Origin of the sequence: Vibrio gigantis (assembly GCF_024347515.1) — a bacterium.
Classification (GTDB): Bacteria; Pseudomonadota; Gammaproteobacteria; order Enterobacterales; family Vibrionaceae; genus Vibrio; species Vibrio gigantis.
This window is the reverse complement of record NZ_AP025492.1, coordinates 1,203,671-1,229,805: the sequence shown is the minus strand read 5'-3', so window position 1 is coordinate 1,229,805 and position 26,135 is coordinate 1,203,671. Positions and strand designations below refer to the sequence as shown.

The 26,135-nt window shown below is 44.3% G+C and carries 24 protein-coding genes, 1 riboswitch and 1 other annotated feature; of the genes, 8 read left to right on the top strand and 16 right to left on the bottom strand.

The annotated features are described in order from the left end of the window. Window positions 1-232: 232 nt before the first annotated feature. The 3 genes from torA to torE are packed head-to-tail and all read right to left on the bottom strand — an operon-like array spanning window position 233 to window position 4,134. On the bottom strand, window positions 233-2,695 hold the full coding sequence (torA, locus tag OCV56_RS05590) for a trimethylamine-N-oxide reductase TorA (RefSeq protein WP_086712160.1): 2,463 nt from the start codon (window positions 2,693-2,695) through the stop codon (window positions 233-235). A 24-nt stretch (window positions 2,696-2,719) separates the two neighbouring features. Then, a complete protein-coding gene (gene torC, locus OCV56_RS05585) occupies window positions 2,720-3,901 on the bottom strand; it encodes a pentaheme c-type cytochrome TorC (RefSeq protein WP_086712161.1) in 1,182 nt (393 codons plus the stop codon). A 50-nt stretch (window positions 3,902-3,951) separates the two neighbouring features. Further along, on the bottom strand, window positions 3,952-4,134 hold the full coding sequence (torE, locus tag OCV56_RS05580; RefSeq protein ID WP_008222628.1) for a trimethylamine N-oxide reductase system protein TorE: 183 nt from the start codon (window positions 4,132-4,134) through the stop codon (window positions 3,952-3,954). A gap of 436 nt (window positions 4,135-4,570) precedes the next feature. On the opposite strand from torE, the gene OCV56_RS05575 reads away from it, so the two are divergent. Continuing rightward, on the top strand, window positions 4,571-5,365 hold the full coding sequence (locus OCV56_RS05575) for an ABC transporter permease (protein ID WP_086712162.1): 795 nt from the start codon (window positions 4,571-4,573) through the stop codon (window positions 5,363-5,365). Between the two features lie 354 nt (window positions 5,366-5,719). Here the strand turns inward: OCV56_RS05575 and focA are convergent, their stop codons facing one another. After that, window positions 5,720-6,562: a formate transporter FocA gene (gene focA / locus OCV56_RS05570; RefSeq protein ID WP_086712163.1), complete on the bottom strand. Its 843-nt coding sequence runs from the start codon at window positions 6,560-6,562 to the stop codon at window positions 5,720-5,722. Between the two features lie 362 nt (window positions 6,563-6,924). Continuing rightward, a complete protein-coding gene (locus OCV56_RS05565) occupies window positions 6,925-8,232 on the bottom strand; it encodes an ATPase (protein ID WP_086712164.1) in 1,308 nt (435 codons plus the stop codon). Between the two features lie 258 nt (window positions 8,233-8,490). Here OCV56_RS05565 and OCV56_RS05560 point away from each other — a divergent pair, with 258 nt between their 5' ends. The 3 genes from OCV56_RS05560 to OCV56_RS05550 all read left to right on the top strand — a co-directional run bounded on the left by OCV56_RS05560 (window position 8,491) and on the right by OCV56_RS05550 (window position 10,346). Beyond that, on the top strand, window positions 8,491-8,721 hold the full coding sequence (locus OCV56_RS05560; protein ID WP_017630468.1) for a TIGR02647 family protein: 231 nt from the start codon (window positions 8,491-8,493) through the stop codon (window positions 8,719-8,721). Window positions 8,722-8,833: 112 nt separating this feature from the next. Next, the gene (locus OCV56_RS05555) at window positions 8,834-9,688 is read left to right on the top strand and encodes an NAD(P)H-binding protein (RefSeq protein WP_086712165.1); all 855 of its coding nucleotides are present in this window, start codon (window positions 8,834-8,836) and stop codon (window positions 9,686-9,688) included. Then, window positions 9,681-10,346, top strand: a complete 666-nt coding sequence (locus tag OCV56_RS05550; protein WP_086712166.1) for a YdcF family protein — start codon at window positions 9,681-9,683, stop codon at window positions 10,344-10,346. The genes OCV56_RS05555 and OCV56_RS05550 overlap by 8 nt, the downstream gene beginning before the upstream one ends. A gap of 112 nt (window positions 10,347-10,458) precedes the next feature. Here the strand turns inward: OCV56_RS05550 and OCV56_RS05545 are convergent, their stop codons facing one another. Further along, a complete protein-coding gene (locus tag OCV56_RS05545; RefSeq protein ID WP_086712167.1) occupies window positions 10,459-11,037 on the bottom strand; it encodes a thymidine kinase in 579 nt (192 codons plus the stop codon). Between the two features lie 98 nt (window positions 11,038-11,135). Then, the gene (cysS, locus tag OCV56_RS05540; protein ID WP_086712168.1) at window positions 11,136-12,521 is read right to left on the bottom strand and encodes a cysteine--tRNA ligase; all 1,386 of its coding nucleotides are present in this window, start codon (window positions 12,519-12,521) and stop codon (window positions 11,136-11,138) included. 190 nt (window positions 12,522-12,711) lie between these two features. On the opposite strand from cysS, the gene OCV56_RS05535 reads away from it, so the two are divergent. The 4 genes from OCV56_RS05535 to OCV56_RS05520 all read left to right on the top strand — a co-directional run bounded on the left by OCV56_RS05535 (window position 12,712) and on the right by OCV56_RS05520 (window position 16,258). Beyond that, window positions 12,712-13,206 carry a peptidylprolyl isomerase gene (locus OCV56_RS05535; protein WP_017060275.1) on the top strand — a complete coding sequence of 165 codons (495 nt, stop codon included), beginning with the start codon at window positions 12,712-12,714 and terminating at the stop codon, window positions 13,204-13,206. Between the two features lie 348 nt (window positions 13,207-13,554). Beyond that, window positions 13,555-14,289: a UDP-2,3-diacylglucosamine diphosphatase gene (gene lpxH / locus OCV56_RS05530; RefSeq protein ID WP_086712169.1), complete on the top strand. Its 735-nt coding sequence runs from the start codon at window positions 13,555-13,557 to the stop codon at window positions 14,287-14,289. Window positions 14,290-14,412: 123 nt separating this feature from the next. Continuing rightward, window positions 14,413-15,630, top strand: a complete 1,218-nt coding sequence (locus OCV56_RS05525; RefSeq protein WP_086712170.1) for an EAL and HDOD domain-containing protein — start codon at window positions 14,413-14,415, stop codon at window positions 15,628-15,630. A gap of 118 nt (window positions 15,631-15,748) precedes the next feature. Beyond that, a complete protein-coding gene (locus tag OCV56_RS05520) occupies window positions 15,749-16,258 on the top strand; it encodes a YchJ family protein (RefSeq protein ID WP_086712171.1) in 510 nt (169 codons plus the stop codon). 198 nt (window positions 16,259-16,456) lie between these two features. Here the strand turns inward: OCV56_RS05520 and hisIE are convergent, their stop codons facing one another. The 9 genes from hisIE to OCV56_RS05475 form a co-directional block, all read right to left on the bottom strand. Next, a complete protein-coding gene (gene hisIE, locus OCV56_RS05515; RefSeq protein WP_048617706.1) occupies window positions 16,457-17,107 on the bottom strand; it encodes a bifunctional phosphoribosyl-AMP cyclohydrolase/phosphoribosyl-ATP diphosphatase HisIE in 651 nt (216 codons plus the stop codon). Then, window positions 17,104-17,877, bottom strand: a complete 774-nt coding sequence (gene hisF, locus OCV56_RS05510) for an imidazole glycerol phosphate synthase subunit HisF (RefSeq protein WP_086712172.1) — start codon at window positions 17,875-17,877, stop codon at window positions 17,104-17,106. The genes hisIE and hisF overlap by 4 nt, the downstream gene beginning before the upstream one ends. Then, window positions 17,859-18,596 (bottom strand): 1-(5-phosphoribosyl)-5-[(5-phosphoribosylamino)methylideneamino]imidazole-4-carboxamide isomerase, encoded by a 738-nt coding sequence (gene hisA / locus OCV56_RS05505; protein ID WP_086712173.1) that lies wholly within the window; start codon window positions 18,594-18,596, stop codon window positions 17,859-17,861. Before hisA ends, hisF begins: the two co-directional genes overlap by 19 nt. Before the next feature lie 43 nt (window positions 18,597-18,639). Then, the gene (hisH, locus tag OCV56_RS05500; RefSeq protein ID WP_017630681.1) at window positions 18,640-19,254 is read right to left on the bottom strand and encodes an imidazole glycerol phosphate synthase subunit HisH; all 615 of its coding nucleotides are present in this window, start codon (window positions 19,252-19,254) and stop codon (window positions 18,640-18,642) included. A 25-nt stretch (window positions 19,255-19,279) separates the two neighbouring features. After that, window positions 19,280-20,368 carry a bifunctional histidinol-phosphatase/imidazoleglycerol-phosphate dehydratase HisB gene (gene hisB / locus OCV56_RS05495; protein ID WP_086712174.1) on the bottom strand — a complete coding sequence of 363 codons (1,089 nt, stop codon included), beginning with the start codon at window positions 20,366-20,368 and terminating at the stop codon, window positions 19,280-19,282. A 130-nt stretch (window positions 20,369-20,498) separates the two neighbouring features. Continuing rightward, window positions 20,499-21,539: a histidinol-phosphate transaminase gene (gene hisC / locus OCV56_RS05490; RefSeq protein ID WP_086712175.1), complete on the bottom strand. Its 1,041-nt coding sequence runs from the start codon at window positions 21,537-21,539 to the stop codon at window positions 20,499-20,501. Window positions 21,540-21,548: 9 nt separating this feature from the next. Beyond that, window positions 21,549-22,850 (bottom strand): histidinol dehydrogenase, encoded by a 1,302-nt coding sequence (gene hisD / locus OCV56_RS05485; protein ID WP_086712176.1) that lies wholly within the window; start codon window positions 22,848-22,850, stop codon window positions 21,549-21,551. Next, window positions 22,850-23,746 (bottom strand): ATP phosphoribosyltransferase, encoded by an 897-nt coding sequence (hisG, locus tag OCV56_RS05480; protein WP_029223418.1) that lies wholly within the window; start codon window positions 23,744-23,746, stop codon window positions 22,850-22,852. The genes hisD and hisG overlap by 1 nt, the downstream gene beginning before the upstream one ends. 53 nt (window positions 23,747-23,799) lie before the next feature. Further along, window positions 23,800-23,936 (bottom strand) — a sequence feature (His leader region). Between the two features lie 190 nt (window positions 23,937-24,126). Next, complete coding sequence (locus OCV56_RS05475) at window positions 24,127-25,719, bottom strand: Na+/H+ antiporter NhaC family protein (RefSeq protein ID WP_086712177.1); 1,593 nt, start codon at window positions 25,717-25,719, stop codon at window positions 24,127-24,129. A 112-nt stretch (window positions 25,720-25,831) separates the two neighbouring features. Next, window positions 25,832-26,009: riboswitch (Lysine riboswitch) on the bottom strand. Window positions 26,010-26,135 lie beyond the last annotated feature (126 nt).

Sequence of the window (26,135 nt, the reverse complement as noted above, 5' to 3'; positions counted from 1 at the left end):
CAACCCATATCAGGACGGGTCACTGATATTTTATCGAGCGAGTCACCACTTACAGCTGCTCTTATTTGAGGACACACTCTACCCCCCCCTCACCTCTCAATACGCTTCTAAACGCGCTACACCGATGCTTTACAGTAAATACAAAGCTAGAGAGCTAAAATACAAAAAGCCCCTGTAAAAGTACTTACAGGGGCTTCAATTTAAACGTTAGTCTCAGAACTTAAGTCGAAACTTAAGATACTTCGATTGGACCGCCGAATGAAGTTACTGGAGGCAGTTTGCCTTGGAACTTCTCGAAGTCTACCAAACATGTGTTTGCTGACGTCGCTTGAGCTAGCTCAGAAGTACCGATGTCTTGAGTCAATGTGTTTGGATCGCCGTATGTATCTAGCGCGCCCACTTTCTCGTTGATCGGACCGTACCAAGCACCTTCTTCGATACGTACAACACCAGGAGCGTAGCTATCCATTAGAACAGCACCTGCTAGTAGTTGACCACGGTCGTTGAACACACGTACTACGTCACCGTCTTTAATGCCTTTCTTCTTAGCATCAACTGGGTTGATGTAGATTGGCTCACGACCTTGCACCGCGTAAGTCGCACGCCACTCTTCAGATTCACACATCTGAGAGTGAAGACGCTTGTCTGGGTGACAAGATTGTAGCCAGTACGGGTGTTTATCAGAGCCTGGACCACCGTGTGAACGTTCAGATTTCTCGAACCACATTGGGTGTTCTTGACAGTGCTCGTAGCCCATGTTGCCAACAGTACGGCTTGTGATTTCGATGAAACCAGAAGGTGTACCTAGTGCGTTGATCTCTGGATCTTCACGGAATGAAGCGTGACGAGTCCATGGCTTACCTTTACCGAAGTCTAGGAAACCTTTTTCCCAGAACTCAGCAAACTCAGGCATTTCGAAGCTGCCTTCGTTTGCTGCGCGACATTCGTCGTACAGAGATTTAACCCACTGCATTTCGTCCATACCACGCGTGTAATCGTCGTAACGACCCCAACGCTTGGTTAGGCTAGACATGATCTCAAAGTCAGTCTTAGACTGGAACAGAGGATCCACTAGTTTGTGCATCGCGATCAAACCACGGCCAGAGTATGCGCCGTAACCATCGATATCGTTACGTTCCCACTGAGTACATGCTGGTAGCACGATGTCAGAGTGACGACAAGTTGCAGTCCAAGCGAAATCAACAGCCACTACAGTTTGTAGGCTCTTGAATGCTTTACGCATCTTGTTGCGATCTTGGTGGTGGTGCCACGGGTTGTTACCACTGAATACCATCATCTTGATGTCAGGTAGGGTAACCGTTGAACCGTTAGCTTTGATCTTCTTACCAGGTTCTAGCAAGCTATCAACCCAACGAGCAACAGGAATTACGCGGCTGTAACCGTTGTAGTCTGTGTTGGTGTACTTAGGTGATTGACCTTGGTCGATGTTCAGCGGGAATGAACCCGGAGCAGCGAAGCCAGTTGAAGATACACCGATACCTGAGTAGTGGTGACCGTAAGAGATACCACCGCCAGGTAGACCAATTTGGCCAACCATTGCTGCGATAACTGCACACATCCAGTAAGGCTGTTCACCGTGCTCTTGACGTTGGATACTCCAACCCACAAGAATTTGTGTACGACCGTTGACTAGCATCTTAGCGAAGTCACGGATAGAGTCCGCGCTTGCACCACAAATAGCAGAGGCCCATTCAGGAGTCTTCTCAACTTTGTCTTTCGTTTCACCTTGAACGTACTTGATGAAGTCTTCAAAACCTAGACAGTAAGTTTCGATGAACTTCTTGTCGTACAGACCTTCATTGTAAAGAACGTGAGCAACACCAAGCATGAACGCCACATCAGTTTGTGGGTTGATGTACATTTGCTCATTTTCTAGGTAACGACCTGTTTTATTCTTAACAGGGTCAACAGAAACAACGTTGATCTCTTTCTTAGCAACTTTTTCTTTCAGCTGTTCTAGGTATGCAAACGACTCGTGAGTCTCACACGTCCAACCTACTTGAAGGTTTTTAACAGGATCGTTACCCCAAAGAACAATGTTGTCACTGTTTTCTAGGATCAGTTCCCAAGATGTACCTTGTGCGTAAACTTCAGTAGAACCTAGCACGTAAGGCATGATCGTTTGACCAGCACCTGTTGAGTAGTCACCGATTTTCTTCACAGAGTAACCATGAAGTGCCATTGCACGTTGCATGTGGTTCGTACAGCTATGGAACTGACCTGTTTGTCTCCAACCAGTTTGACCTGTGTGAAGTGCCCATGGACCGTAATCTTTCTGTACGCGCTCTAGCTCGCGGTAAACAAGGTCAAGTGCTTCATCCCAAGTCACACGAATAAAGCGGTTGTTACCACGCGTGTCTGCGCTGTATTTATGCTTCTTCAACCAATCTAGGCGAACCATTGGGTAACGCACACGTGATGGGCTGTAGATAATACCTTTAATACCTTTCAGCATCTCTGTTGGGTGCTGATCGATTTCAAGAGGTTTAATTTCTTGTACTTTACCCGCGTAAACACGAGCTCGGAATGCACCCCAGTGAGAACCAGAGACTTTCCACGCGCCGTCTGTTTCTGCAGCAGATGCTGAAGCCGACGCCAATAAGCTTGGACCGATAACCGATGCCGCACTTGTAGTCGCGACACCTTTCAGAAAACTTCTTCTTGTAATTGCCATTGTGTTACTCCAATTGACGTCTTATTAGTGATGGCCTTCAGAAAAATCTGATGAGTGCTTCTGTAGATACTTAAGAACCAGTGCTTCTGTATCTGTATCGAAGTTTACGAATGCAATCATACCATCTAGCATGCCTACCCAACCGTTAGCGCTGAAGTGAGCTTCATCTGGCTGTGAGTGACACGTTGAACAGTTAGATTGGTACGCTTGACCAGCTGCGTTCCAGATTGGATCGAAGTTATCAACCATAGACTCTTTCTTCATCCAAAGTGCTAGGTTAACTTCTTCCCATGGAAGACCTGTTAGCTCATCTTCTTTCTTCTCACCAACAGTGATTACGTCACTTTGAGATACTTCTTTCGTCAAGATTGCAGTCGAGATGTTCATACCGAAGTCTTCTTGGATTACACGTCCGAAGCCTTTCGCTTTACGCCAACCGTCGATTTGAATCTTGATCATGTCGCCTTTTTCATCGATAACTGCAACTTTACTTGCAGGGCTTAGTAGACCTGCTTCAACTGTTGCTGTTTCATCCGTGTACATTGGAAGGTGACGGATTGAAATAACATCATTACCTGAAGCATAAGATGTGCTACTTGCAACATTTTCTAGCTCGCCAACAATGCCGCTTGCCGATTCCATATCTAATGGAAGGTTGTGAGCAATACCTTTGTGACAGTCAACACAGCTTTGATCACGCTCTGCCGCGTTCTTCATCTGGATACGCGCTGTTGGGCGCATGTTTTCGAAATCCATTGAATCGTAGTTATGGCAGTTTTTACACTCTAGAGATTTGTTCGAAGAAAAACGGTCCCATTCGTGTTTAGCCAGTTCAATACGACGAGCTTCGAATTTCTCAGGTGTATCTAGGTCACCAAATACTTGTGCGAATACTTCTTTAGATGCTTGCATCTTACGAGCGATTTTTGCTGTCCATTCATGTGGAACGTGACAGTCAGGACAAGTAGCACGTACACCAGAAGTGTTTTTCCAGTGAACAGTCTCTTGTAGTTCTACGTATACGTTGTCACGCATGGTGTGACAGCTGATACAGAATTCTTCTGTGTTAGTGTGTTCTAAAGCAGTGTTAAAACCACCCCAGAAAATAACACCGGCGATAAAGCCACCCATAGTTAGTACACCAAGACTGATGTGTACCGCAGGGCGAGTCATTGTGCGCCATAATTTAACTAAAAATGATTTCATGTTTAGCTCTCTTAAATATTGATTTTAAAAAATGTTGTTACTAGAGGGCATTACATGCCGCCGTGAGCACCAGGAGGTCCGAATACAAACACTTGTAGTGCCCAAACTAGGAAGCCGTAACCGCCTACAAAAGCCACACTTAATATTGGAAAGAGAACCACCGCGATGAAGAGGAAAGATTTCCACTCCAACGAGCGTTTTTCGCCAGTTTCAATTTTATTAACATCACTCATACATTTTGCCTATTTTGTATTTAGTAATTTCGAGTAGCCCATTCTAAGGGGCTAAAGTTCTTGAGTATCTAACAACAAATTTTAGACCATACACAAAGTAGGGTTCAATCAAATCTCCCGTTATAACCCTTGCTAATCAATACTTTTTTGAGGTCATCCAAACTTGTTTTCAGTTAAACAGAGTTATTAAAAAGTATTAACAAATGTGAAGAATTAAGTATATTTCACAAATGTTAAAAGCCAACACTTATGCAACCATGATGTAACTATTTTTAACCTTTTACCTACTAAGTAGTAGCCAAAAAAGCTTCAAACAACCAATGTTTTGTATTTTGTTTGTTAAATAATTGAGTATTTTTTGAATCGCGATTTTGAAGCTGAAATGCACCATCTGACACTTTCAGATAAGATGGAGGCCTACTTAAAAGGAAGCATTATGCAAGACGTTATTGATATATCCTGGTGGCAGCTATTGGCATTCAGCTCACTTCTCTTACTGCCTATTACCATCAATCACAAGTTAAAGCTCGGTCTTGGCAAAGAAGCTTCTATCAGCATAATTCGTATGGTTATTCAGCTATTTCTAGTTGGACTTTACCTAGAGTACTTGTTCACCTTGAATAGTTTGTGGGTCAATTTACTGTGGTTATTTGCGATGATTATCATCGGCGCAAGCTCGATTGTTGAAAAATCTAGGCTGCCAAGAAACCTACTTTTGGCTCCTGTCGCCGTTAGTCTTGCGGTAACTTGTGTACCTATCGTCTTGTTTATCTGCTTTTTCATCATTAAACCGACACCAGCTTTTAACGCGCAGTACCTTATCCCAATCGCAGGGATGTTATTAGGTAATAGCTTAAGCAGCAATATAGTGGCATTACAGAACTTGTTTGGCGCTTTCGAAACACAGAAATCAGAATATGAGGCCGCAATCGCCTCAGGAGCAGCACCGAGTTACGCAGCCGCACCATTTGTACGTAATGCAATACAGAAAGCCATGTCACCGATTATGGCCTCTATGGCAACTACCGGCTTAGTCACGCTGCCAGGGATGATGACGGGACAGATCTTAGGTGGAGCTTCGCCGATGATCGCGATTAAGTACCAACTGATGATCATGTTAGCGATTTTCGTGATGATGAGCTGCTCTTTGGCTCTCGCATTACACCTATCTTTGAAGACATCTCTAACCAAAGAAGGACGAGTTCTCGCTCAAATACAGCCTTCAAAATAACCTCCCTACCCCACTTAGATCTGGTTACTCACTGAATTTGAGACAGGTTATCCACAGAAACTGTGGATAACCAAATCAATATAGATCCTTTTTTGTCCATTTCGACCCAAGGAAAGATCATTGCCTTTGATCTTTGGGTGATTTCAAAGACATATACACACTTGGTGAGTAGCGAATTTGGGCGTTTAGCTGATCATTAGAGAAATGAAGAAGTCGGTTTTCCACAAATAGAAAACGGCCTGCAATGCAGACCGTCTTATAAATGTCATAAGTCAGTTCAGTGTCCCCACTGAGCTTTAGCTAATCTCATCAACCAAGTTAGTCACGCTATCTTTGTTGAACGAGTCACCTTTGTTAATCACGTAGATAAATCAACCAATACCACATGCCAACAAAAATACCACCACCAATGATGTTACCGATAGTAACGGGCAGCAAGTTGTTCATCAAAAAGTCCATCATATTCAGATCAACATAGTCCGCTGGGTTAGCGCCTGTCATTGCCCAAAATTCAGCTGGAGCAAATGTTTTGATGCCGATAGCTAAAGGTACTTGGAACATATTCGCAATACAGTGCTCAAAACCAGCCGAGACGAACATCGCAACAGGTAGAATCATTACCGCAATTTTGTCAGTCAGTGTACGTCCACTAAACGTCATCCATACCGCGATACAAACCAATACATTACACATGATGCCAAGTGCGATAGCTTGGATAAAATCGTGGTGCATCTTATGTTGGGAGATCGCCATTGCATTCAAACCTACTTGTCCATGGTCGAACATGTACTGTTTGGTCAGCAACATACAAGCCACCAGCAGCAACGCGCCAATCAAGTTACCTACATAAACTGTCGCCCAGTTCTTAACAAGCGTGCGCCAAGTAATCTTGCCACTTGCGCGAGCAACCAGAGTCAGCACCGAACTAGTAAATAGTTCACCACCGGTAACAACAACGAGGATTAAGCCTAAGCTAAATGCAAGACCACCTAATAGGCGAGTAATACCCCAAGGTAAATCACCAGCACCAGTCGTTACGATAGTGTAGAACACGAACGCAATGCCGATATGTATACCAGCTGAAATCGCTAGGAGAAAGGATTTGATTGGATCTTTGGTTGCTTTACCTACGCCAATATCTGCAGCGCGCTCAGCCATTTGTGGCGGTAATAATGAGTCAAATTGGTTTAGATTCATGATGATTTACATTTTGAAACATGTCGTCGGGAGCGCGATAATCCTCTCTTTCATTTCTGAATTCAAGACCTATTTTAGGCTCAAAATACCTCTCATAGCCTTGTTGAAAGCAAATAGTCCGAGTTATTCCAAATTCATACGACTTTAGTAGTAAAAAGAAAACTCTGCTGAATGATTAGTTATCAGCATAGAAAATAACACACCTATAAATATCAACAAGTTACGTTAAAACCAATGGAATGACGTACACTATAATTACTCACTGAGCGCTTTTATTTCTAGATTTTGACATAGATCAACAGAACATAAAAAAGCGCCCTAAGGCGCTTTTAACTCAATCACAAATAAAGAAATTAGTGATGCTAAACCGCAGGTTCAATCACTTCTTCTGATGATTGTTCTAGGGTTGCATCTCCTAGTTTAGATTCAACATCCGGGGACATCACATCAGAGTCACTTTCATTGGCCACTTTGCCATCTATGCTTTTTAAACTATTAACTAACTCTTCTAAACTTTTTATATGAGCATCACTCTTCGTAATCTGCTCACCCAGCAACTCATTATGCTTGGTTACTTCAGACAATTGCTGCGCTTGCTTTTGGTTTTCAGACTCTAGCTTAGCCAATTGCTCGGTCAAAGTTTCAATCTCAGACTTTAATAGCCCTGTCATATCTGAGCTTTTTAACGCTTTAACACTCGCTACAATCTTCTGTGATTGCTGACGTAACCCAACATCACGGTAATCTTCATCATTGACGACTTTTGAAATACTCAGTAGCTGGTTCTCTGCATTCAAAACCGACTGTTCGAACTTGTCACCTTTTACGCTCGCCAGCACTTTAACTTCATGAACGACACTACGCACGTGGTTCAATTCAAACTCTGCAGCGTGAACCGCGTCTTCAATGATCGACTTTTCACGAGGGCTGGCTTTCACTTGGCTTTCGGCTAACGCAATTTGAGATGCCGCCTTGGCAAAGGTTAGCGGAGCAACATCATCAAAATCTTCATCTTCCAAGAACTCTAATTCGTCCTTCAAAGGTTCGATGTATTTCTTATGCGCCACTTTAACTTCTAACAAGCGAGCATTGTTAAGAAATTCCACCTGTGCTTCTTGAGCATCTTCAAGCTCATCAACTAGCACATATTCGAACAACTCGCTGTATTCTGAATACAAACGCTTGTAGCTTGAGGTAAAGAGAGTATCTGCGCCAAGGAACTTCAGGTAATCCATTTGGACAATCGAATCAGCGAGCACTCGGTCAGCTTTCTTCTTCAACACTAAGATCGAGTCATAGTTTGACTTGATCAACGCGATTTTTTCATCAAAGGCTTCAGCGTAAGTTAAGCTCGAAAAGATGGAATAACTCTTGGTTATTCGAGTTTCGTCTTTAAGTAAGTCCGCATAAATACTTTCGGCATCATCCCATGCGTCTAATAGTTCATTGTAATTCTCTGGTGCATAGAGAGACAATTGAGCGTGGTCTTCAAGCTTAGCCTCCCATTCGGAGTAAACGCTTTGGACAGACTGAAATGAACGGACCTCGATTGTAGATTCATTATTGTTGTTTGTGGTTTGGTTCACGTCTGTCTGCTCTGAGGGTGTACTTTGACAACCCGAAATAGCAAATAGCATACTGATCGTTAATGCTACTTTGTTCGCTCTCACTTATGCATATCCTTTTTTATACAATATTCGCTCAATGCAAATTATTTCTAGTCACAATATATTACAACCACTTAGCAATAAACATCACTGATGATTTAAGTGGGTGCAAATCACCCAATATAACTAAAATAAACTCATTGCTCGATGATTAATCAATCAATTTGGTATCACTTATCAATTCTCTTTATTTGCTATTGCCTGAGCCGTGAATGCGCACTAAGGTGAAGGTAGAGAACGTTATGAATATATAGGTTAATTATGAAGTACAACGCTGAACATATTGCTGATTTAAACCTCCTTCTTCAATTTGATGTAAGTAGCGCTGCTACTGGAATTAAAGTTCATCAAGAGGCTGCTCAAGAAACTCAAGACGCTGTTAAGCGTCTATTCGAAAAAAACCTTTGTACTCAGCCAGACGGTGGTTATCTGACAGATGAAGGTATCGAGATGGCAGAACGCGCAGACAAGCTACTTCGCGTACTTAAATAAATCTCCATTGTTCTAGTAAAAACTCCACTCGCTTCGGCCGTGGAGTTTTTTCATTTTTGGCCAAAGGTTTGTTAGGCTTATTAAATCCCTAGCTTGTCGTTGTGAGGAACAGATGGCTTCTATATTTATTGTTGGTGCTGGATGGGTCGGCGCACCTTTATCTGAACACCTTGAGAGACATGGTAACCGAGTGGTGGTCACGAAAACGACCCAAGCGGGAGCAGACACGATCACTAGTGAACGTATTCCCTGCGAAGTATTCAGCTTTGATTCATCAGATCCAGACCAGACTATCGGGCGACTCTATTCGCTGTTACTCGAAAACAACACTGAAATTGTGATTGGCAGCTTTCCTCCAGGCTTTAGAAAAGGAGCAGGACAAGAATATGCCGACTACTGGCAGCAACTCGCCAATGCATGTCAAAAGGCCAACATTAAAAAGCTCATTATGGTCAGTTCAACCACTGTATACCCAACCAAACCGGGTGTGTTAAACGAGCTGGATGCATCACTTCCGCTTTCAACCTCAGATAGCGAGCAGGCATCTTCGTTTTCCGATAACGCGCGAACCATGCTGCAAGCTGAACAGTTCGTGATTGATTCAGGTATCGACTACACCATTCTTCGCTTTAGTGGATTAATTGGCCCAAGCCGGCACCCGTCGAGATTTGCTAGCAAACTAAAACAAGTCAGTACTCAAGCTCCAGCCAACATGCTGCACCTCGACGACGCTATAGGCGCGGTTGATTTTGCGATTAGCCACCTGCATAACGAAGTGGTTAACGTGACAACGCCAAATACGGTTAGTAAAGCGGAGTTTTATGCCGCAGCACTGAAAAGTGCCAACAGCAGTGAGCCTCTACCCACCGTTGTTGATACCCCAGACAAGTTAATCTCTTCGAAGAAAATTCTCGACTTAGGCTATTCATTTAAATTCGAATCCACACTGGACGCACTTCATGACTGAACAATTTATAGCTGAAAAAGATCCCAACATAAAACTGCATCGATCTGTCGACACCCTTTGGAACTTTATGTCTATGGGTCACAAGGTAACGCCTTCAGACTGCATCTTTGTATTATGCAGTAACGATACTCGCGTTGCGGAATACGCCGCCGAGCTTTATCACAAGCAGATCGCCCCATACATCGTTTTTTCTGGTGGTGTGGGACGTTTTACGGAAGGAAGCTTTGAGCGCTCGGAAGCAGAAACATTCGCTTCTATCGCACGAGATTGCGGGGTACCTGAGTCTGGCATTATCATAGAGAAGCACGCGACAAACACTGGGGAAAATGTACGATTCACTCACGAATTGTTGTTAAAGCAAGGGTTATCCCCGAAAAGGCTGACCTTAGTTCAAAAGCCCTTCATGGAAAAACGTACCTACGCCACCTTCAGTAAACAGTGGCCTGACGAAACTTCAGAGATAACGGTGACGTCACGATGGCAAAATTGGGATGATTACTTTAACGAAGAGTTACCGTTAGACATGGTGTTAGGCGCATTGATTGCTGATTATGAGCGAATCAAATCTTACCCAGATAAAGGCTTTCAGATTGAGATGCCTATCCCCGACGACGTTGATCACGCCTATCAAGCATTGAAGAAGCTCGGTTTCGAGTAGAGAAAAAACCTAGCTTAGAATAAAGCTAGAACACAGGCTCAATAAACAAAAACGGTGACACTTGGTCACCGTTTTTCGTTCTTTCACGTTAGTAATAACAAATAGCTTCGGCTTATTTACCTAGCGCTTCTTTGTAGTGAAGACGACATACAGAGACGTATTTGTCGTTACCACCAATTGCCACTTGATCACCTTCGGCAATAGCCACACCGTGCTCGTCAGTACGAATTACCATGTTCGCTTTACGACCGCAGTGACAAATCGTTTTGAGCTCAACAAGTTTATCTGCCCAAGATAACAAGTAACGGCTACCCTCAAACAACTCACCCAAGAAATCGGTACGTAGGCCGTAACAAAGCACCGGGATGTGCAGCTTATCAACTACTTCCGTAAGCTGATACACCTGTTCCTTCGACAAGAATTGACACTCATCGATCAACACACAGTGACGCTTTTCTTGCTCGTTCAGCTCTTGAATCGCTTCAAAAAGATTCGTGTCATTCTTAAAAAGCTGAGCTTCTGACTGCAAACCAATTCGAGAGCTCACTTTACCAATACCGTAGCGATCATCGAGTGCTGCTGTAAAGATCACTGGCGTCATGCCACGCTCTTGGTAATTAAATGAAGATTGAAGAAGCGTTGTCGATTTACCCGCATTCATTGCTGAGTAATAAAAATACATCTGAGCCACAGAAATATTCCTGTTTAATAAAGTTGAATATAGAAAAGATGAAATTCGAGAATTTTTGCTAGAAAAAAGGGCTGAAAATCAGCCCTTTTTTATAAGATTTACTTACGACGCCAAGTCGTACCTTCTGGGCCGTCTTCCAGAACGATGCCTAACTCGTTTAACTTATCACGTGCAAGGTCGGCATTTGCCCAATCCTTAGAAGCGCGAGAGTCGTTGCGCAGTTTGATCAACGCTTCGATTTCAGCCACTTCGTCGTCGTTACCTGCCGTATCACCTTGAAGAAAGGCCTCTGGCTCTTGGTGAAGAATACCAATGATATCCGCAAGTTCACGCATCAGTGCACCAAGTCCGCTTGCCTTTTCAATGCTCTCAGTCTTAATACGGTTGATTTCACGAGCCATTTCAAACAGTACTGAGTATGCTTCTGGCGTATTGAAGTCGTCGTTCATCGCTGTAGAGAAACGAGTCACATATTCTTCACCACCAGCAGGTGCTGCTGTAAGATCTAGGCCACGAAGTGACGTGTATAGACGCTCTAGTGATGCACGAGCTTGGTTCAAGTTATCTTCGCTGTAGTTAAGCTGGCTACGGTAGTGACCAGACATTAGGAAGTAACGAACCGTTTCAGCATCGTAATGCGCCAATACATCACGGATAGTGAAGAAGTTACCAAGAGACTTAGACATCTTCTCTTTATCTACCATCACCATACCACTGTGCATCCAAGTATTTACATACTGAGTGCCGTGTGCGCAGCAAGATTGTGCGATTTCGTTCTCATGGTGTGGAAACTGTAGATCCGAACCGCCACCATGGATATCGAAGTGGTTGCCAAGAATAGACGAGTTCATTGCTGAACATTCGATGTGCCAACCAGGACGACCAGGGCCCCATGGTGATTCCCATGTAGGTTCGCCTGGCTTAGACATCTTCCAAAGAACGAAATCTAATGGGCTACGTTTTGCTGATTCAACATCAACACGTGCACCAGCTTGAAGTTGCTCTAGGTCCTGCTTAGAAAGCTTACCGTACTCGTCAAACTTCTTAACTTCGAACATTACGTCGCCGTTGCTTGCTACGTAAGCAAAACCACGTTCAATCAGCTTTTCAACAAGCTCGATGATTTCTGTGATGAATTCCGTTGCACGAGGTTCAACATCTGGACGCTTCATGTTCAACGCATCAAAATCAGCGTGCATTTCACCAATTAGACGCTCAGTCAGAGAATCGCAAGACTCGCCGTTTTCGTTCGCACGCTTGATGATTTTGTCATCGATATCTGTGATATTACGAACGAACGTTAGGTCGTAACCCAAGTAGCGCAGGTAACGAGTCACAACGTCGAAAGAAACGAACGTACGACCATGACCAATATGACAGAGATCGTATATGGTTACCCCACAGACATACATGCCGACTTTGCCAGCTGTAATTGGTTTGAATTCCTCTTTCTGTCTTGTGAGCGTGTTATATATCTTCAGCATGATCTCTATCTATTTTATGGATTAATCAAAAATAAGCTCGCAGTATAACAAGTCATACCTTAATAGGTAATACCTTTCACCATCAAATCAGCTAAACTCCTTGTTATCTATTGACGATTTCGTATTTTGAAACTCAATCAAACTAGGCTAGAATCGCCTTTCATATTAAAAAGACAGTAAGGTAACAATCATGATCATCCTTCACACAAATTTTGGTGACATCAAAGTTCAACTTAACGAAGAAAAAGCACCAGAAACAAGCGCAAACTTTCTACAGTATTGCCGTGACGGTTTCTACGACAACACACTATTCCACCGTGTTATCGATGGTTTCATGATTCAAGGCGGCGGCATGACTTCTGGCCTTAAAGAAAAAGCGACTCGCGCAACTATCAAGAACGAAGCAAACAACGGTCTAGCGAACAAAGTTGGTACACTAGCAATGGCTCGCACTATGGAACCGCATTCAGCGAGCTCTCAGTTCTTCATCAACGTTAACGATAACTCTTTCCTAAACTTCCGTAGCGAAAGCCTAGACGGATGGGGCTACTGTGTATTCGCAGAAGTTGTTGAAGGCATGGATATCGTAAACAAGATCAAAGGTGTTAGCACTGGTTCTATGGGTATGCACCAAGATGTACCTCTAGAAGAAGTGATCATCACTGGTACTACAATCGAAGCTTAATCACTTGCTTTCGATTAGGGCGTATTGACCTTTTGAGCTGATTTTTGCAGCGAGTTGCTGGGGATTTATACAAGGCAGAGGCTTTGATGTGTAGCTAGCCTACATAAGAAGCCGATAACGCAGTAGAAATAACCAGCAAACGCTGCCCAAAGGGTTCGGCTAAAAGCGTTTTACTCTTTGTTGAGGGAGATTTGCTTAGAATAACTAGGCTTCCTATCCCTCGCCTCGATTAAAACGCTTTTATCTCGAACAAAATTTAACCGCCAAAGGTCAACACGCCCTAGTATTAATAATAGATGAGCCGATAAATCAGGATATAGGGAGCGAATCGCTCCCTTTTTTAGACCTATGAAAACATATTTTATATCAGACCTGCACCTTGCACCATCACGACAAGACATCACAGACTGCTTCTTAACCTTCATGAAGAACGAGGCCGTAGAGGCGGATGCACTATACGTGTTAGGCGACCTTTTCGAATTCTGGATTGGTGACGACGATAAGAGTGAGTTCGCAACTTCCATTCGCCAAGCGTTTATCGAGTTAGTGAAAACTGGCGTACCTTGTTACTTCACTCAAGGAAACCGCGATTTCTTAGTCGGCAAGAAATTTGCTAAACAAACGGGTGTACAACTTCTCGACGAAGTTTCGACGATCGATATCTACGGGCAAAAAGCAGTAGTGTTGCATGGTGATACCTTATGTACTGAAGATGTAAAGTATCTCGCCTTTCGAGAAAAAGTTCATCAGCCATGGTTACAGTGGGTCTTCAATCGAATTCCATTTTTCATCAAGAAGAAAATCGTATCTAAAGTTCAATCGGATATCAAAGATGACAAGCAGACCAAGTCTCTCGACATCATGGATGTGACTCAGCAAGAAGTCGAAGATGTGATGGATCGAAACAATGTCGATCTGATGATCCACGGCCATACACATCGTCCAAACGTCCACACCTTTAATGCTAACAATTGCACTAAAACCCGTATCGTACTTGGCGATTGGTATACGCAGGGCTCGGTGCTAGTGTTCACTCCGCAAAGTTTTGAACTACAGAATCGAGCGTTTAGCAATAGCTTTTAACATCACTCTTAAACTTTCAGTTTGATTATTATTGTCGGTCAGACTTTCTTAGAAAGTGTATGGTAATTTCTAGTAAATTAGCTATTATCTCTCTACCAGAAATAAACCGAACACAGTACCAAGTTGAAATATTCATACGTAGCGCGTCAACCAATACTCGACACAGGCAAGAAAACCATAGGTTACGAGTTGCTATTCAGGGATGGTCCCAAGAACACTTTCCCTGAAGTAGAGCCGGAGCTCGCTACTAGCCGTTTGCTTTCCGATCACTTCTTATCGACCCACTATAATACGTTGGGTAATAAGCTTGGGTTCGTGAACTTCCCATATGCAAGCCTAATCAACTTAGTCCCTACTCTGTTCCCCAAAGAAAGCCTTGTTGTTGAGGTTCTTGAAGACTGCGAACCGACAGACGAATTACTTGAAGCAATCAAAACCATCTTTGACGCAGGTTATACCATTGCGTTAGACGACTTTGTACCGAGTAAAGCTTGGAAGCGCTTCTTACCCTACGTTTCGATTATCAAGTTCGATATCCGTTTGACGCCAATTGCCAAAGCAGCGATGTTTATGAACTCTCTCAAAGGGCTAGATATCAAGTTCCTTGCTGAGAAAGTGGAAACGTACGAAGAATACCAAGAAGCGAAAAAAGCAGGCTTCACCTACTTCCAAGGTTACTTCTTTAGCAAGCCTGAGATGATCCAAACACGTGCGCTCAACCCTGCATTCCTGACGACCGTTCAACTATTAAAAGAGATTGCACACGACCCTATCGACTTCGGCGAAGTAGAACGCTTAATCACACTTGATGTGACCATGTCGTATAAGCTACTCACCTACGTAAACTCTGCCGGTGGCTCAGCGACGACGATTCGCTCATTCCGCCAAGCGCTTATTTACCTTGGCGAACAAAAGCTCCGTAAGTTCGTTTCACTTGTGGCTATCGCCTCCGCGAAAGAAGATAAGCCGGACTCTCTCTATGGCTTAGCGGTAATACGCGCACGTCAGTGTGAACTCTTGGTTGAGAAGATGAATGTTAAAGTTGAACCTGGACAAGCCTTTTTGACCGGTATGTTCTCTCTATTGGACTCACTCTTTGACCAACCATTGAAACAAGTACTCGATTCAGTGCCGATCGACGTAGAGATAAAACAAGCCTTAATTCAACGTAAAGGCGTGTTAGGTGCAGTATTGGCGATGGTAGTTGCTTATGAACAAGCTCGTTGGGATGAAGCGACTCGTATTCGTCAGCTTCTCAAACTGAGCGAGGCCCAACTTGGTCAAGCTTATGACGAAGCAACGACTTGGGCTCAAGAACTATTATCTCCAGATCTGAAATAGCGCACTTCGCAAAAGAACTTCAATAGAAACTAAGCTTTGGTGAGCGATCGTTTCTTGGTAAACTCCCACGCATTCATTTATGGCCTCTTAATAGAGGCCATTTTTACAGGATCTGACTATGTCTTTATGCCCATGCGGTAGCAACAATACTTACCAACAGTGCTGCGAATCTGCGCACCTTAACCACAGTGCAGTTGAAACACCCGAGCAATTGATGCGCTCACGTTATTCGGCGCACGTACTTGGTTTGGTTGATTATGTGGTTGCGACTTACCATCCAAGCTGTAACGCAGAAGAACAAAGAGAAGGTATTGCCGAATCTATCGACAGTGATTGGGCAGGCTTGGAAGTCATTGATACAACCGCTGGCTCACACGAGAACGAAGGTTTTGTCGAGTTTAAAGCCTACTTCAATGAAGACGGCGCACAATACTGCATGCAAGAGCGCTCGCGTTTCGTTCGTGAAGATGGCCTTTGGTTCTATATCGATGGTGAGTTCCCAGAGCAAAACCAAGCACAGCCTGAGCTCGACCCTCGCCTAAACCAGACAGTAGAGAGCTTTAAAATCGGCCGCAATGACCCGTGTATCTGTGGCAGTGGTAAGAAGTACAAGAAGTGCTGTGGGTAAGTCAAAAATTAGAATGTTTAATTAAGTACAAAGATTCCTGATGTCGCTTAAGCTCCTCGGAATAACGACAAGTCAGAGGTTAGAGAAGTAACGTAAGGCTTAGAAAGCTTGAAAACTAAAAAGCCCCGTAAACATGTTTATTTACAGGGCTTTGGCTTTTATCTATCTTTTACCTGGTTCGATGAATCTAAAGAGAGCTTACTTATGACGCTCTTTTAGTTTATTCACTACGTCGTTCATCGATAGGCCTTGGTCTTGAAGAAGAACCATTAGGTGGTAAATCAAATCAGCTGATTCACATACTAATTCCGCCTTATCGCCCGACGTCGCCGCAAGCGCGACTTCAACGCCTTCTTCGCCCACTTTTTGCGAAATACGCTTGGTGCCACGGGCATATAGACTGGCAGTATAAGAAGACTCAGGGTCTGCGTCCTTGCGGGCAGCCAGTAGCTGCTCAAGCTGATGAAGCCACACCATCTGAGACTCTTCTTGCTTGTCTCCATCCCAACACGTTGTTGTACCTGTATGGCACGTTGGACCAATGGGATTAACTTTAACCAGTAAGGTATCGTTGTCACAGTCCAAGGCGATGTTTTGCAGTTGCAATACGTTACCCGACGTTTCACCTTTCGTCCAAAGGCGCTCTTTAGTACGAGAGAAAAACGTCACATTACCTGTTTCACCTGTTTTCTCAAGTGCTGCTGGGTTCATGTATCCCATCATTAACACTTGACTCGATTGGTAATCCTGAACAATAGCTGGCACTAAGCCATCTACTTTCTCCCAGTTAATACGCTCTGATAATGCGCCTACTTCTGTTTTTGATAAGCTTGCGGTTTCAAAACTCATAGTCGCACCTCTACATCTTGTTGTTTTAAATACTGTTTAAGTTCACCAATATTGATGACTTGCTTGTGGAATACTGAAGCCGCTAGCGCTCCGTCCACGTTTGTCGTCTTATAGGCTTCAGCAAAGTGTTCCATTGCACCAGCGCCACCAGAGGCAATCAATGGCACATTACACACTTCGCGCACCATGTTGAGCTGCTCGATGTCGTAACCATTACGAACGCCATCTTGGTTCATCATGTTTAATACAATCTCACCTGCACCACGCTTCTGTACTTCCTGCACCCAATCTTTGGTTTCCCATTTGGTCGCTTTAGTACGCGCTTCATCACCCGTAAATTGGTAAACCTGATACTTGCCTGTTTCTTTATCGAAGTATGAATCGATGCCGACAACGATACACTGCACACCGAACTTATCAGCAAGGTCAGTGATCAGTTGTGGATTAGCCAATGCAGGCGAGTTGATTGATACTTTATCCGCACCAAACTCAAGAATGCGCGCTGCATCTTCAGCCGATTTGATACCACCAGCAACACAGAAAGGGATATCAATCACTTCCGCTACACGTTTCACCCAGCTCTTATCGACAACGCGGCCATCACTTGATGCCGTGATATCGTAAAATACTAGCTCATCAGCGCCCTCTTCCGCGTAGCGCTGTGCTAACGGAACGATGTCACCAATAATTTCGTGGTTACGAAACTGAACGCCCTTAACCACTTGTCCGTCACGGACATCCAAACAAGGAATTATTCGCTTTGCCAACATGCAAATGCCTCCTCTGCGGTAAACTTGCCATCAAGTAACGCACGACCAACAATCACACCAGCAACACCGCTGCCTTTTAGAGCTTCGATATCCGCTAGGCTGCCGATGCCACCCGATGATTGAAATTGCACTTGCGGATACTGCTTACAAAGATCAACATAAAGTTCTACATTTGATCCTTCTAGCGTGCCATCACGTGAAATGTCAGTACATAGAACGTGTTTAAGATCCACTGTTAGGTAGTCTTCAATCAGCGCTTCAATCGTCACACCTGAATCTTCTTGCCAACCTGAAATCGCCACTTTACGTGTGCCGCTTTCGTCAATGTTGATGTCCAGAGCCAGTACAATTTTTTCAGCGCCGTATTTTTCCATCCAACCTTTCACCAGCTCCGGTTGCTTTACTGCGGTAGAGCCAACCACAACGCGCTGTGCGCCAGCTTCTAGCAGATCCACTACATCTTGTTCATTACGCACACCACCACCAATCTGGATATTGGCAGGTGTACTAGCAAGTAGCTTTGCGATTAGATCAAGTTGACGAGCGGTTGTGTCTTTTGCACCTGTTAAGTCAACAAGGTGAAGCCAACCTGCGCCAGCTTGGTGATATAGGTTAAACTGCTCTGCAGGGTCTACTTTGTATTCTGTTACTTGCCCGTAATCACCTTGGAATAAGCGAACTACTTGGCCTTCAATTAAATCTAATGCGGGAATAATCATTTACATTCCTTATATGGCAACGTTGGCCGCTGCCTAATCCTTATTACAATTCCAAGAAATTCTGGATCAGCTTAGAGCCAGCTTTTGAAGAACGCTCAGGGTGGAACTGAACACCATAATAGTTACCACTTTGCACCGCCGCTGTGAACGGATTACCGTAATCACATTGTGCGATTGTGTAGTCACCCACAGGCATTGCGAAGCTGTGAACGAAGTAGAAATACTCGCCTTCTTCAATGTCTTTAAACAAAGGGTGATTAGGTGTCGAAGTTACTGTGTTCCAACCCATGTGCGGTAGCGGTAAATCGCCCGTTTCAAGTAAACGCACTTCACCATCACACAAGCCTAGACATTCAACTAGCTCATCAGCCTTTTGGCCTTTCTCTTGAGACAGTTTGCCTAACAGCTGCATACCTAAACAAATACCCAGCAGAGGCTTCTCTACTTTCTTCACAAGAGAAACAAGGTCACGCTCTTGTAGGTTCTTCATTGCCTCGCTTGCTGTGCCTACACCGGGTAGGAAAAGCTTATCAGCGGCAAGGACGACTTCTGGTTCTTTTGAAATCTCAACTGCGTAACCCAAACGTTCAATGGCAAATTTCACCGAAGAGACGTTGGCACACCCAGTATCAATAATGACGACTTTTTGATCTTTCATTGTTTTTTCCTTGCTAACGTTAGCCTTACAGGACGCCTTTGCTGCTTGGTAACTCATTACCTTCAACTTTGATTGCTTGGCGAAGAGTACGACCAAATGCTTTAAACAGGCTCTCAATGATGTGGTGATCATTATTGCCATTAGAAGAAAGGTGCAGCGTACAAGCCAGTGTGTCGGTTAGAGAGCGGAAGAAGTGAACCACCATTTCCGTTGAAAGATCACCCACTTGCTCACGGCTGAATTTAGCATCGAACTTCAGGTATGGGCGACCAGAAAGGTCTAGCGCACACTGAGCCAAACACTCATCCATTGGCAGGCTAAAACCAAAACGGCCAATACCACGTTTGTCACCTAGCGCATCTTTCAGAGCTTGGCCTAACGCAAGTGCTGTGTCTTCTACTGTGTGGTGATCATCAATGTGCAGGTCGCCTTTCACAGTTAGGTTCATTTGGAAACCACCGTGTGTCGCGATTTGATCAAGCATGTGGTCGAAGAAACCCATACCTGTATCAATCTTATTACCACCGGTTTCATCAAGGTTTACTGCAACCTTGATATCCGTTTCTTTGGTGGTACGAACCACTTCAGCAACGCGAGCGTTAACCGTCAGATCTTTAACGATTTGTGGCCAGTTAAGCGTACCTTCTGTTTCTGCATCCGGGCCATATTGAATACCGCGAATTGCCATGTTCTCAGCTAGTTGTAGGTCAGTCACTCGATCGCCAATCACAACAGAGTGTTGGAAGTCCACTTTACCGCCCTGCAGGTATTCTTTAACCATACCTAGCTTAGGCTTACGGCAAGAGCAGTTGTCTTCGTCAAAGTGAGAGCAAATAAGCACGTCATCAAACTTAACACCTTGAGATTCGAAGAACTCCATCATCATATTGTGTGGCGCATCGAAATCTTCTTGTGGGTAGCTATCAGTACCTAGGCCATCTTGGTTAGTGACCATTACTAAGCGGTAACCCGCGTCTTGCAAAGCAAGTAGGCTAGGAATCACTAGCGGTTCGAATTTTAGCTTGTCTAAACGGTCTACTTGAAAGTCAACTGGCGGCTCAACAATTAAGGTGCCGTCACGGTCTATAAAAAGTATTTTCTGTTGTTTACTCACTTGAACTTCCTTTTAATTTTAAATCTGGTGGCCTAGCTAAAATCAAACGCTAACCCAAAATATTGGTTTCACTTGCCAGGCTGTGATTCATCAATTCAAACTGGCAATGTTATTACTGGTAAGCCTTTCGTTACTGATAAAAGTTACGAATAAATCCAAGTGTCTTTTCGCACTCTTCGCGGTTACCAATACTAATACGAACACAATCTTCAATTGGCGAATTACGCAAGATGATGCCCGTGTCCCAAGCCGCTTTAAACAACTCATCGCCGTTCGGGAATTTAACCAGTAGGTAGTTACCCCAGCCATCAAATACCGTAACGTCAGGCATTCCCATCAGGCCCGCCTGCAGATACGCACGGTTGGCGCTTAAGTCCAGAACTTGGAACTTAGCTCGCGCTAGTCCTTGCTCTGAAAGTGCTTGAACGGCAATGTCAGCAACAGGGATTGGCACTGGATAGGGAGCAATCACTTTCAACAGTACATCGATCAGCTCTTTATTCGCCAACGTAAAGCCACAACGTAAGCCCGCCAGAGCGAAGGCCTTCGACAAGGTGCGCAGAATCGCAAGGTGTGGATATTGCTCAAGCAAATCAACGGTTGACGCTTCTGGACAGAAATCGATATACGCTTCGTCCATCACCACAATCGCTTTGTCTTGCGTCATTTCAAGCAGCTTGATGATGTCTTGACGATCAACCAAGTTACCGGTCGGGTTATTTGGGCTACAAACAAAGACTACTTTTACATTGTCGAGCTGAGCTTCAATCGCAGGAAGATCCAGTTGCCACTCAGCGGTTAGAGGCACAACTTTTCGCTCAACACCGATCGTCTCTGCACTGATTGCGTACATGCCGTAAGTAGGTGGGCAGTAAAGAATAGCGTCTTCGTTCGGCTCACAGAAAGCACGAATCAATAACTCGATACCTTCATCAGCACCACGAGTCGTCAGTGTTTGCTCTGGTTTCACACCTGCATATTGTGCGTAAGCGTCAATCAACTCTTTAGGCTGACATTCACTGTAACGGTTAAGACGAGACAGGTTTAGGTTGTACTCGTTATCAAACGGAGATTCGTTGGCGTTTAGCCATACATCACCCGTACCGCCAATGCGTCTTGCAGACAAGTAAGGTGTAAGAGCCTGAACTTGTTTTCTTGCTAACTTTTCCATGCCCTACCCTTATTTCGCTTTATTTAACTTTTCAACTCGAATAGTCACAGCGCGTTTGTGTGCATCCAACCCTTCAGCTTCCGCCATCGTTACTACAGTTGGCGCTAGGCCTTTCAAACCATCGGCTGTTAGCTCTTGTACCGTCATACGCTTAGAGAAATCAGCCAAACCTAGGCTTGAATATGTCTTCGTATAACCGTAGGTCGGTAATACGTGGTTTGTACCAGACGCATAATCACCTGCAGATTCTGGAGACCAGTCACCAAGGAAGATTGAGCCTGCATTATCGAGCAGTGGAAGCAATTCACGTGGGTTCTTGGTTTGAACGATCAAGTGTTCAGGACCGTAGAAGTTCGAAATCGCAATCGCTTGAGTGATCGACTCCGCAATGATAATTAGGCTTGAAGCCAATGCTTGCTGAGCGATCGTGGCGCGAGACAGCTCTTTCAACTGCTTTTGTACCGCTTCGGTTACTTGGTCTGCCACAATTGGAGATGGTGTTACCAATACCACTTGTGAATCAGGACCGTGCTCCGCTTGGCTCAACAAGTCTGCCGCTATGAAGTCTGCATCAGCCGTTTCATCGGCAATGACTAAAACTTCAGACGGGCCAGCAGGCATATCAATCGCCGCACCGCGGAAGTCATTGCTCACTTGGCGCTTCGCTTCCGTTACGTAGGCATTACCTGGGCCGAAAATCTTATCGACTTTAGCCACACTCTCGGTACCGTAAGCCATTGCTGCAACCGCTTGACCACCACCAACGTTGTAAACCTCGTCGATCTTGCAAAGCTTAGCGACATACAAGATTTCATCAGCGATTGGCGGAGGTGAACAAAGCACCACCTTACGACAACCTGCGATTTGTGCAGGTACACCTAACATAAGAACCGTTGACGGAAGTGGCGCACTGCCACCAGGAATATAAAGGCCAACAGTATTAATCGCGCGAGTCACTTGCTCACACACAACGCCCGGTTGTGTCTCAACTTTGATAGGTTGAGGCTTTTGAGCTTCGTGGAACTTAGCAATGTTGCTATAAGCTTGCTCAAGCGCTTGCTTCATTTCTGGTGTTAGACGAGCGCACGCCTCTTCGATTTCATTTGAACTGACTCGAATGGATTCAGGAGTTACACCATCAAACTTTTCAGTCAGCTCTTTAAGCGCGGCATCGCCTTCATTTCGTACTTTTGCAATAACATCAGAAACAGTCGCTGTGATGTTTGCACCTTCAGTAATAGCTGGACGCTCTAATACCGAGTCTTGCTGTGATTCACTTAAAGATTGCCAAACAACGGTTCTCATCGCCACTACCCCATCATTTTTTCGATTGGTAATACTAGAATCGAGCTCGCACCCAACTCTTTAAGCTGTTCCATTGTTTCCCAGAACAAGTTCTCTGTACTTACTAGGTGCACGGCAACTTTGTCTTTGTCTGTCGATAGTGGAAGAACCGTTGGGTCTTCAGCACCAGGCAGTAGTGCTTTGATTTGCTCTAGTTGAGAGGTTGGCGCGTGAAGCATGATGTACTTCGACTCTTTCGCTTGTTGAACACCCTGCATACGAGTCAGTAGTTTTTCAATCAATGCAGTTTTGTCAGCGTCGAACTCACCAACACGTTGAATCAGTGTTGCTTTAGATTGGAAGATAGCTTCTGCTTCTTTTAGGCCGTTCGCTTCTAGCGTCGCACCTGTAGAAACTAAATCGGCGATAGCGTCTGCTAGGCCTGCGCGAGGCGCTACTTCAACCGAGCCTGTTAGCATACAAGTGCTGAATTCAACACCCTGCTCGTCCATGTAGGCTTTAAGTAGTTGTGGGTAGGTTGTCGCAATACGTTTGCCCGCTAAGTCTTGTGGGCCGTTGTATTCTTCGTCTTTGTTGATAGCGATAGAAAGGCGGCAACCACCGAAGTCTAAACGACGTAGTGTGCGGAACTCTGAAGGCTCTTTAAGAGCAACACGGTCTAAACGAACTTCTTCTAGTTCATTTTCACCGATAAAACCAAGGTCAACCACACCATCCATGATAAGACCTGGGATGTCGTCATCACGAACTAATAACAAGTCGATTGGCATATTTAGTGAATGAACCACTAGGCGCTCACCCATGATGTTAAATTTAACACCACATTTTTTAAGTAGGTCTTGGCACTCTTTACTTAAGCGACCTTTCTTTTGAATTGCGATTCTTAGGCGTTGTGTCTGCATTGCTGTATCCCTGTGCAAATATTTGAATTTATTGATTATTTAAAAACGCTAAAACTAAAAAACCCTCGGAAGACTCTGTCATCCCGAGGGTTTAAATCTAAATTCTTTTGACTTAACCTCCGGGAGTAATCTTGCTCCCGGGTATACGTAAATCTCCCCGAAAGACTAGATAGGGTGATGATGGTGATGAATGTTCATTACTAATTTACGCATACTTATCAGCTCTTAGGTTGTTTGCTGTCTTGTCTCCACACTAACTAAGGTAAGATCCTTTTTCAACCATTTATTCGAACTTTTTTCACGAAACTTAAAATTAAATTAACAGGCACAAAAAAGGGAGGCCGACGCCTCCCTGATAGTTTACTGATTAACTTTCATTTTTAGCTTTTGCATGTCGCCATTTTGCAGCGAGAGAAGTAAGCCAATGCAAAACATACAGCAACAAACGTTAGAGACGCTGCGCCAAATGCGATGCCAATTGAAGATGTCATACCTAGAGTGATGAAACCAATGCAAGATACGAACGCTACAGACAACGCGTATGGAAGCTGTGTTGATACGTGGTCGATGTGGTTACAACGAGCACCTGTAGAAGACAGAATCGTTGTATCTGAGATTGGAGAACAGTGGTCACCAAATACAGCACCCGCTAGAACCGCACTTAGCATCGGAAGAATCAGCGCGATGTCAGATGCAGCAGCCATATCACCCGCGATAGGTAGCATGATACCGAACGTACCCCAAGATGTACCTGTCGAGAAAGCCATAATACCGGCTAGAAGGAACAGGATAACTGGTAACCAGTGGTAATCAATGCTGCCCGTTACTAGAGACGATAGGTAAGAACCTGTTTTCATGTCGCCGATTACAGAACCGATAGTCCAAGCGAATACAAGAATCAATATAGCGCCAAACATAGAGCTTGCGCCGATCCACATTGTTCTTGCGATGTCTGCCATAGATAGCTTCTGTTTAAATACAGTCGCTAGCGCCACTAGTAGACCGATGATGCCACCGTAAACAAGAGACTTGCCAACATCGGTATTTTCGAATGCACCAAGTAGGTTAAACGCTTGACCATCAGCAGCTAGCGCTTGACCGCCGGTGTAAAGCATTGCTGCAACCGTCGCAACAATTAACGAAACGATCGGCATAATTAGGTCAGAAACAGAACCATTCTCGCTCTCTTCGATGTCTAGCTCTTCGTTTAGATCGTGAGCTTGCTTTTGATCGTTGTCACCTTCAAAGCCACGACCTTGAGATGCTTCGATCTCATGCTCACGCATCTTACCAACATCTAGACCGAACCATGCCACTGCGAACACCATTAGTAGTGCAAACACAGCGTAGAAGTTCATTGGGATAAGACGAACGTAAGCACCCAGTGCTGAATATTCAGTTACACCGTGTGTTACTAAGATGCCACCAATAATAGTAATGATGTATGCACCCCAGCTAGAAGCTGGCATGATCACACACATTGGAGCAGCGGTAGAATCGAGAATATAAGCAAGCTTAGCGCGAGATACGTAGAAACGGTCTGTTACAGGGCGAGAGATAGCACCTACCGCTAAGCTGTTGAAGTAATCATCCACGAAGATGAATACACCTAAGAAAGCAGCAAGTAGTTTTGAACCACGTTTGCTCTTAACGCGAGACTGAGCCCACTCAGCGAATGCACGAGTACCGCCAGACAGTGTTAATAGTGCAGTTGTCATTCCAAGAATAATTAGGAATGCAATGATGCTCATGTTCCAAGTGTTAATGCCACCATCTTCGATGAAAACACCAGATGCTTTAGTAAACACGTAGCTCGCTGCGTTACCTACTGAGTAGTCAGCAAGTAAAATCGCACCCATGATGATACCGACACCCAAAGAAACCAATACACGGCGGGTAACAATAGCAAGGCTCAAAGCCACAAGGGGCGGAAGCAAAGATAAAGGTGATGTTGCAAAATCTATTAAATTCATGATCTTCAAAAACCAGTTTTTTATTTGGCTAGAGATCTACTGCAGACAAACTTGATACGGCTGACCAAGCTCATGTTGAACTAAGCGAAAGGGAAGTGAACACTTCACCCAACCCTACAGTAGCGCTCCATAGTTTAAAATTAAGACTATGGCAGTGTTGTACCTATTGAGCACAACCCCAGCAAATTGCTTAGATATACAATTTACTTCGGCAATTACACCTTTCATTCCCGTTCATTGGCATCACCCCAACGGAAGTTACTTTTTATAATTGCACCTCTACGTGCGATAACACTATTAACCGTGCAAACCAGAGTTTAACAACAGATTAACCAAAGCTTCGCATCAGGTAGCCGCAATTGTACTCATCAAGAGCAACAATGCAACATATCATTCCGAGAAAAATAGCTTTTTGT

Coding starts and splice junctions, on each gene's coding strand:
- torA (WP_086712160.1), bottom strand. CDS start 2,695: ATGGCAATTACAAGAAGAAGTTTTCTGAAAGGTGTCGCGACTACAAGT.
- torC (WP_086712161.1), bottom strand. CDS start 3,901: ATGAAATCATTTTTAGTTAAATTATGGCGCACAATGACTCGCCCTGCG.
- torE (WP_008222628.1), bottom strand. CDS start 4,134: ATGAGTGATGTTAATAAAATTGAAACTGGCGAAAAACGCTCGTTGGAG.
- OCV56_RS05575 (WP_086712162.1), top strand. CDS start 4,571: ATGCAAGACGTTATTGATATATCCTGGTGGCAGCTATTGGCATTCAGC.
- focA (WP_086712163.1), bottom strand. CDS start 6,562: ATGAATCTAAACCAATTTGACTCATTATTACCGCCACAAATGGCTGAG.
- OCV56_RS05560 (WP_017630468.1), top strand. CDS start 8,491: ATGAAGTACAACGCTGAACATATTGCTGATTTAAACCTCCTTCTTCAA.
- OCV56_RS05555 (WP_086712165.1), top strand. CDS start 8,834: ATGGCTTCTATATTTATTGTTGGTGCTGGATGGGTCGGCGCACCTTTA.
- OCV56_RS05550 (WP_086712166.1), top strand. CDS start 9,681: ATGACTGAACAATTTATAGCTGAAAAAGATCCCAACATAAAACTGCAT.
- cysS (WP_086712168.1), bottom strand. CDS start 12,521: ATGCTGAAGATATATAACACGCTCACAAGACAGAAAGAGGAATTCAAA.
- OCV56_RS05535 (WP_017060275.1), top strand. CDS start 12,712: ATGATCATCCTTCACACAAATTTTGGTGACATCAAAGTTCAACTTAAC.
- lpxH (WP_086712169.1), top strand. CDS start 13,555: ATGAAAACATATTTTATATCAGACCTGCACCTTGCACCATCACGACAA.
- OCV56_RS05520 (WP_086712171.1), top strand. CDS start 15,749: ATGTCTTTATGCCCATGCGGTAGCAACAATACTTACCAACAGTGCTGC.
- hisIE (WP_048617706.1), bottom strand. CDS start 17,107: ATGAGTTTTGAAACCGCAAGCTTATCAAAAACAGAAGTAGGCGCATTA.
- hisF (WP_086712172.1), bottom strand. CDS start 17,877: ATGTTGGCAAAGCGAATAATTCCTTGTTTGGATGTCCGTGACGGACAA.
- hisA (WP_086712173.1), bottom strand. CDS start 18,596: ATGATTATTCCCGCATTAGATTTAATTGAAGGCCAAGTAGTTCGCTTA.
- hisH (WP_017630681.1), bottom strand. CDS start 19,254: ATGAAAGATCAAAAAGTCGTCATTATTGATACTGGGTGTGCCAACGTC.
- hisC (WP_086712175.1), bottom strand. CDS start 21,539: ATGGAAAAGTTAGCAAGAAAACAAGTTCAGGCTCTTACACCTTACTTG.
- hisG (WP_029223418.1), bottom strand. CDS start 23,746: ATGCAGACACAACGCCTAAGAATCGCAATTCAAAAGAAAGGTCGCTTA.
- OCV56_RS05475 (WP_086712177.1), bottom strand. CDS start 25,719: ATGAATTTAATAGATTTTGCAACATCACCTTTATCTTTGCTTCCGCCC.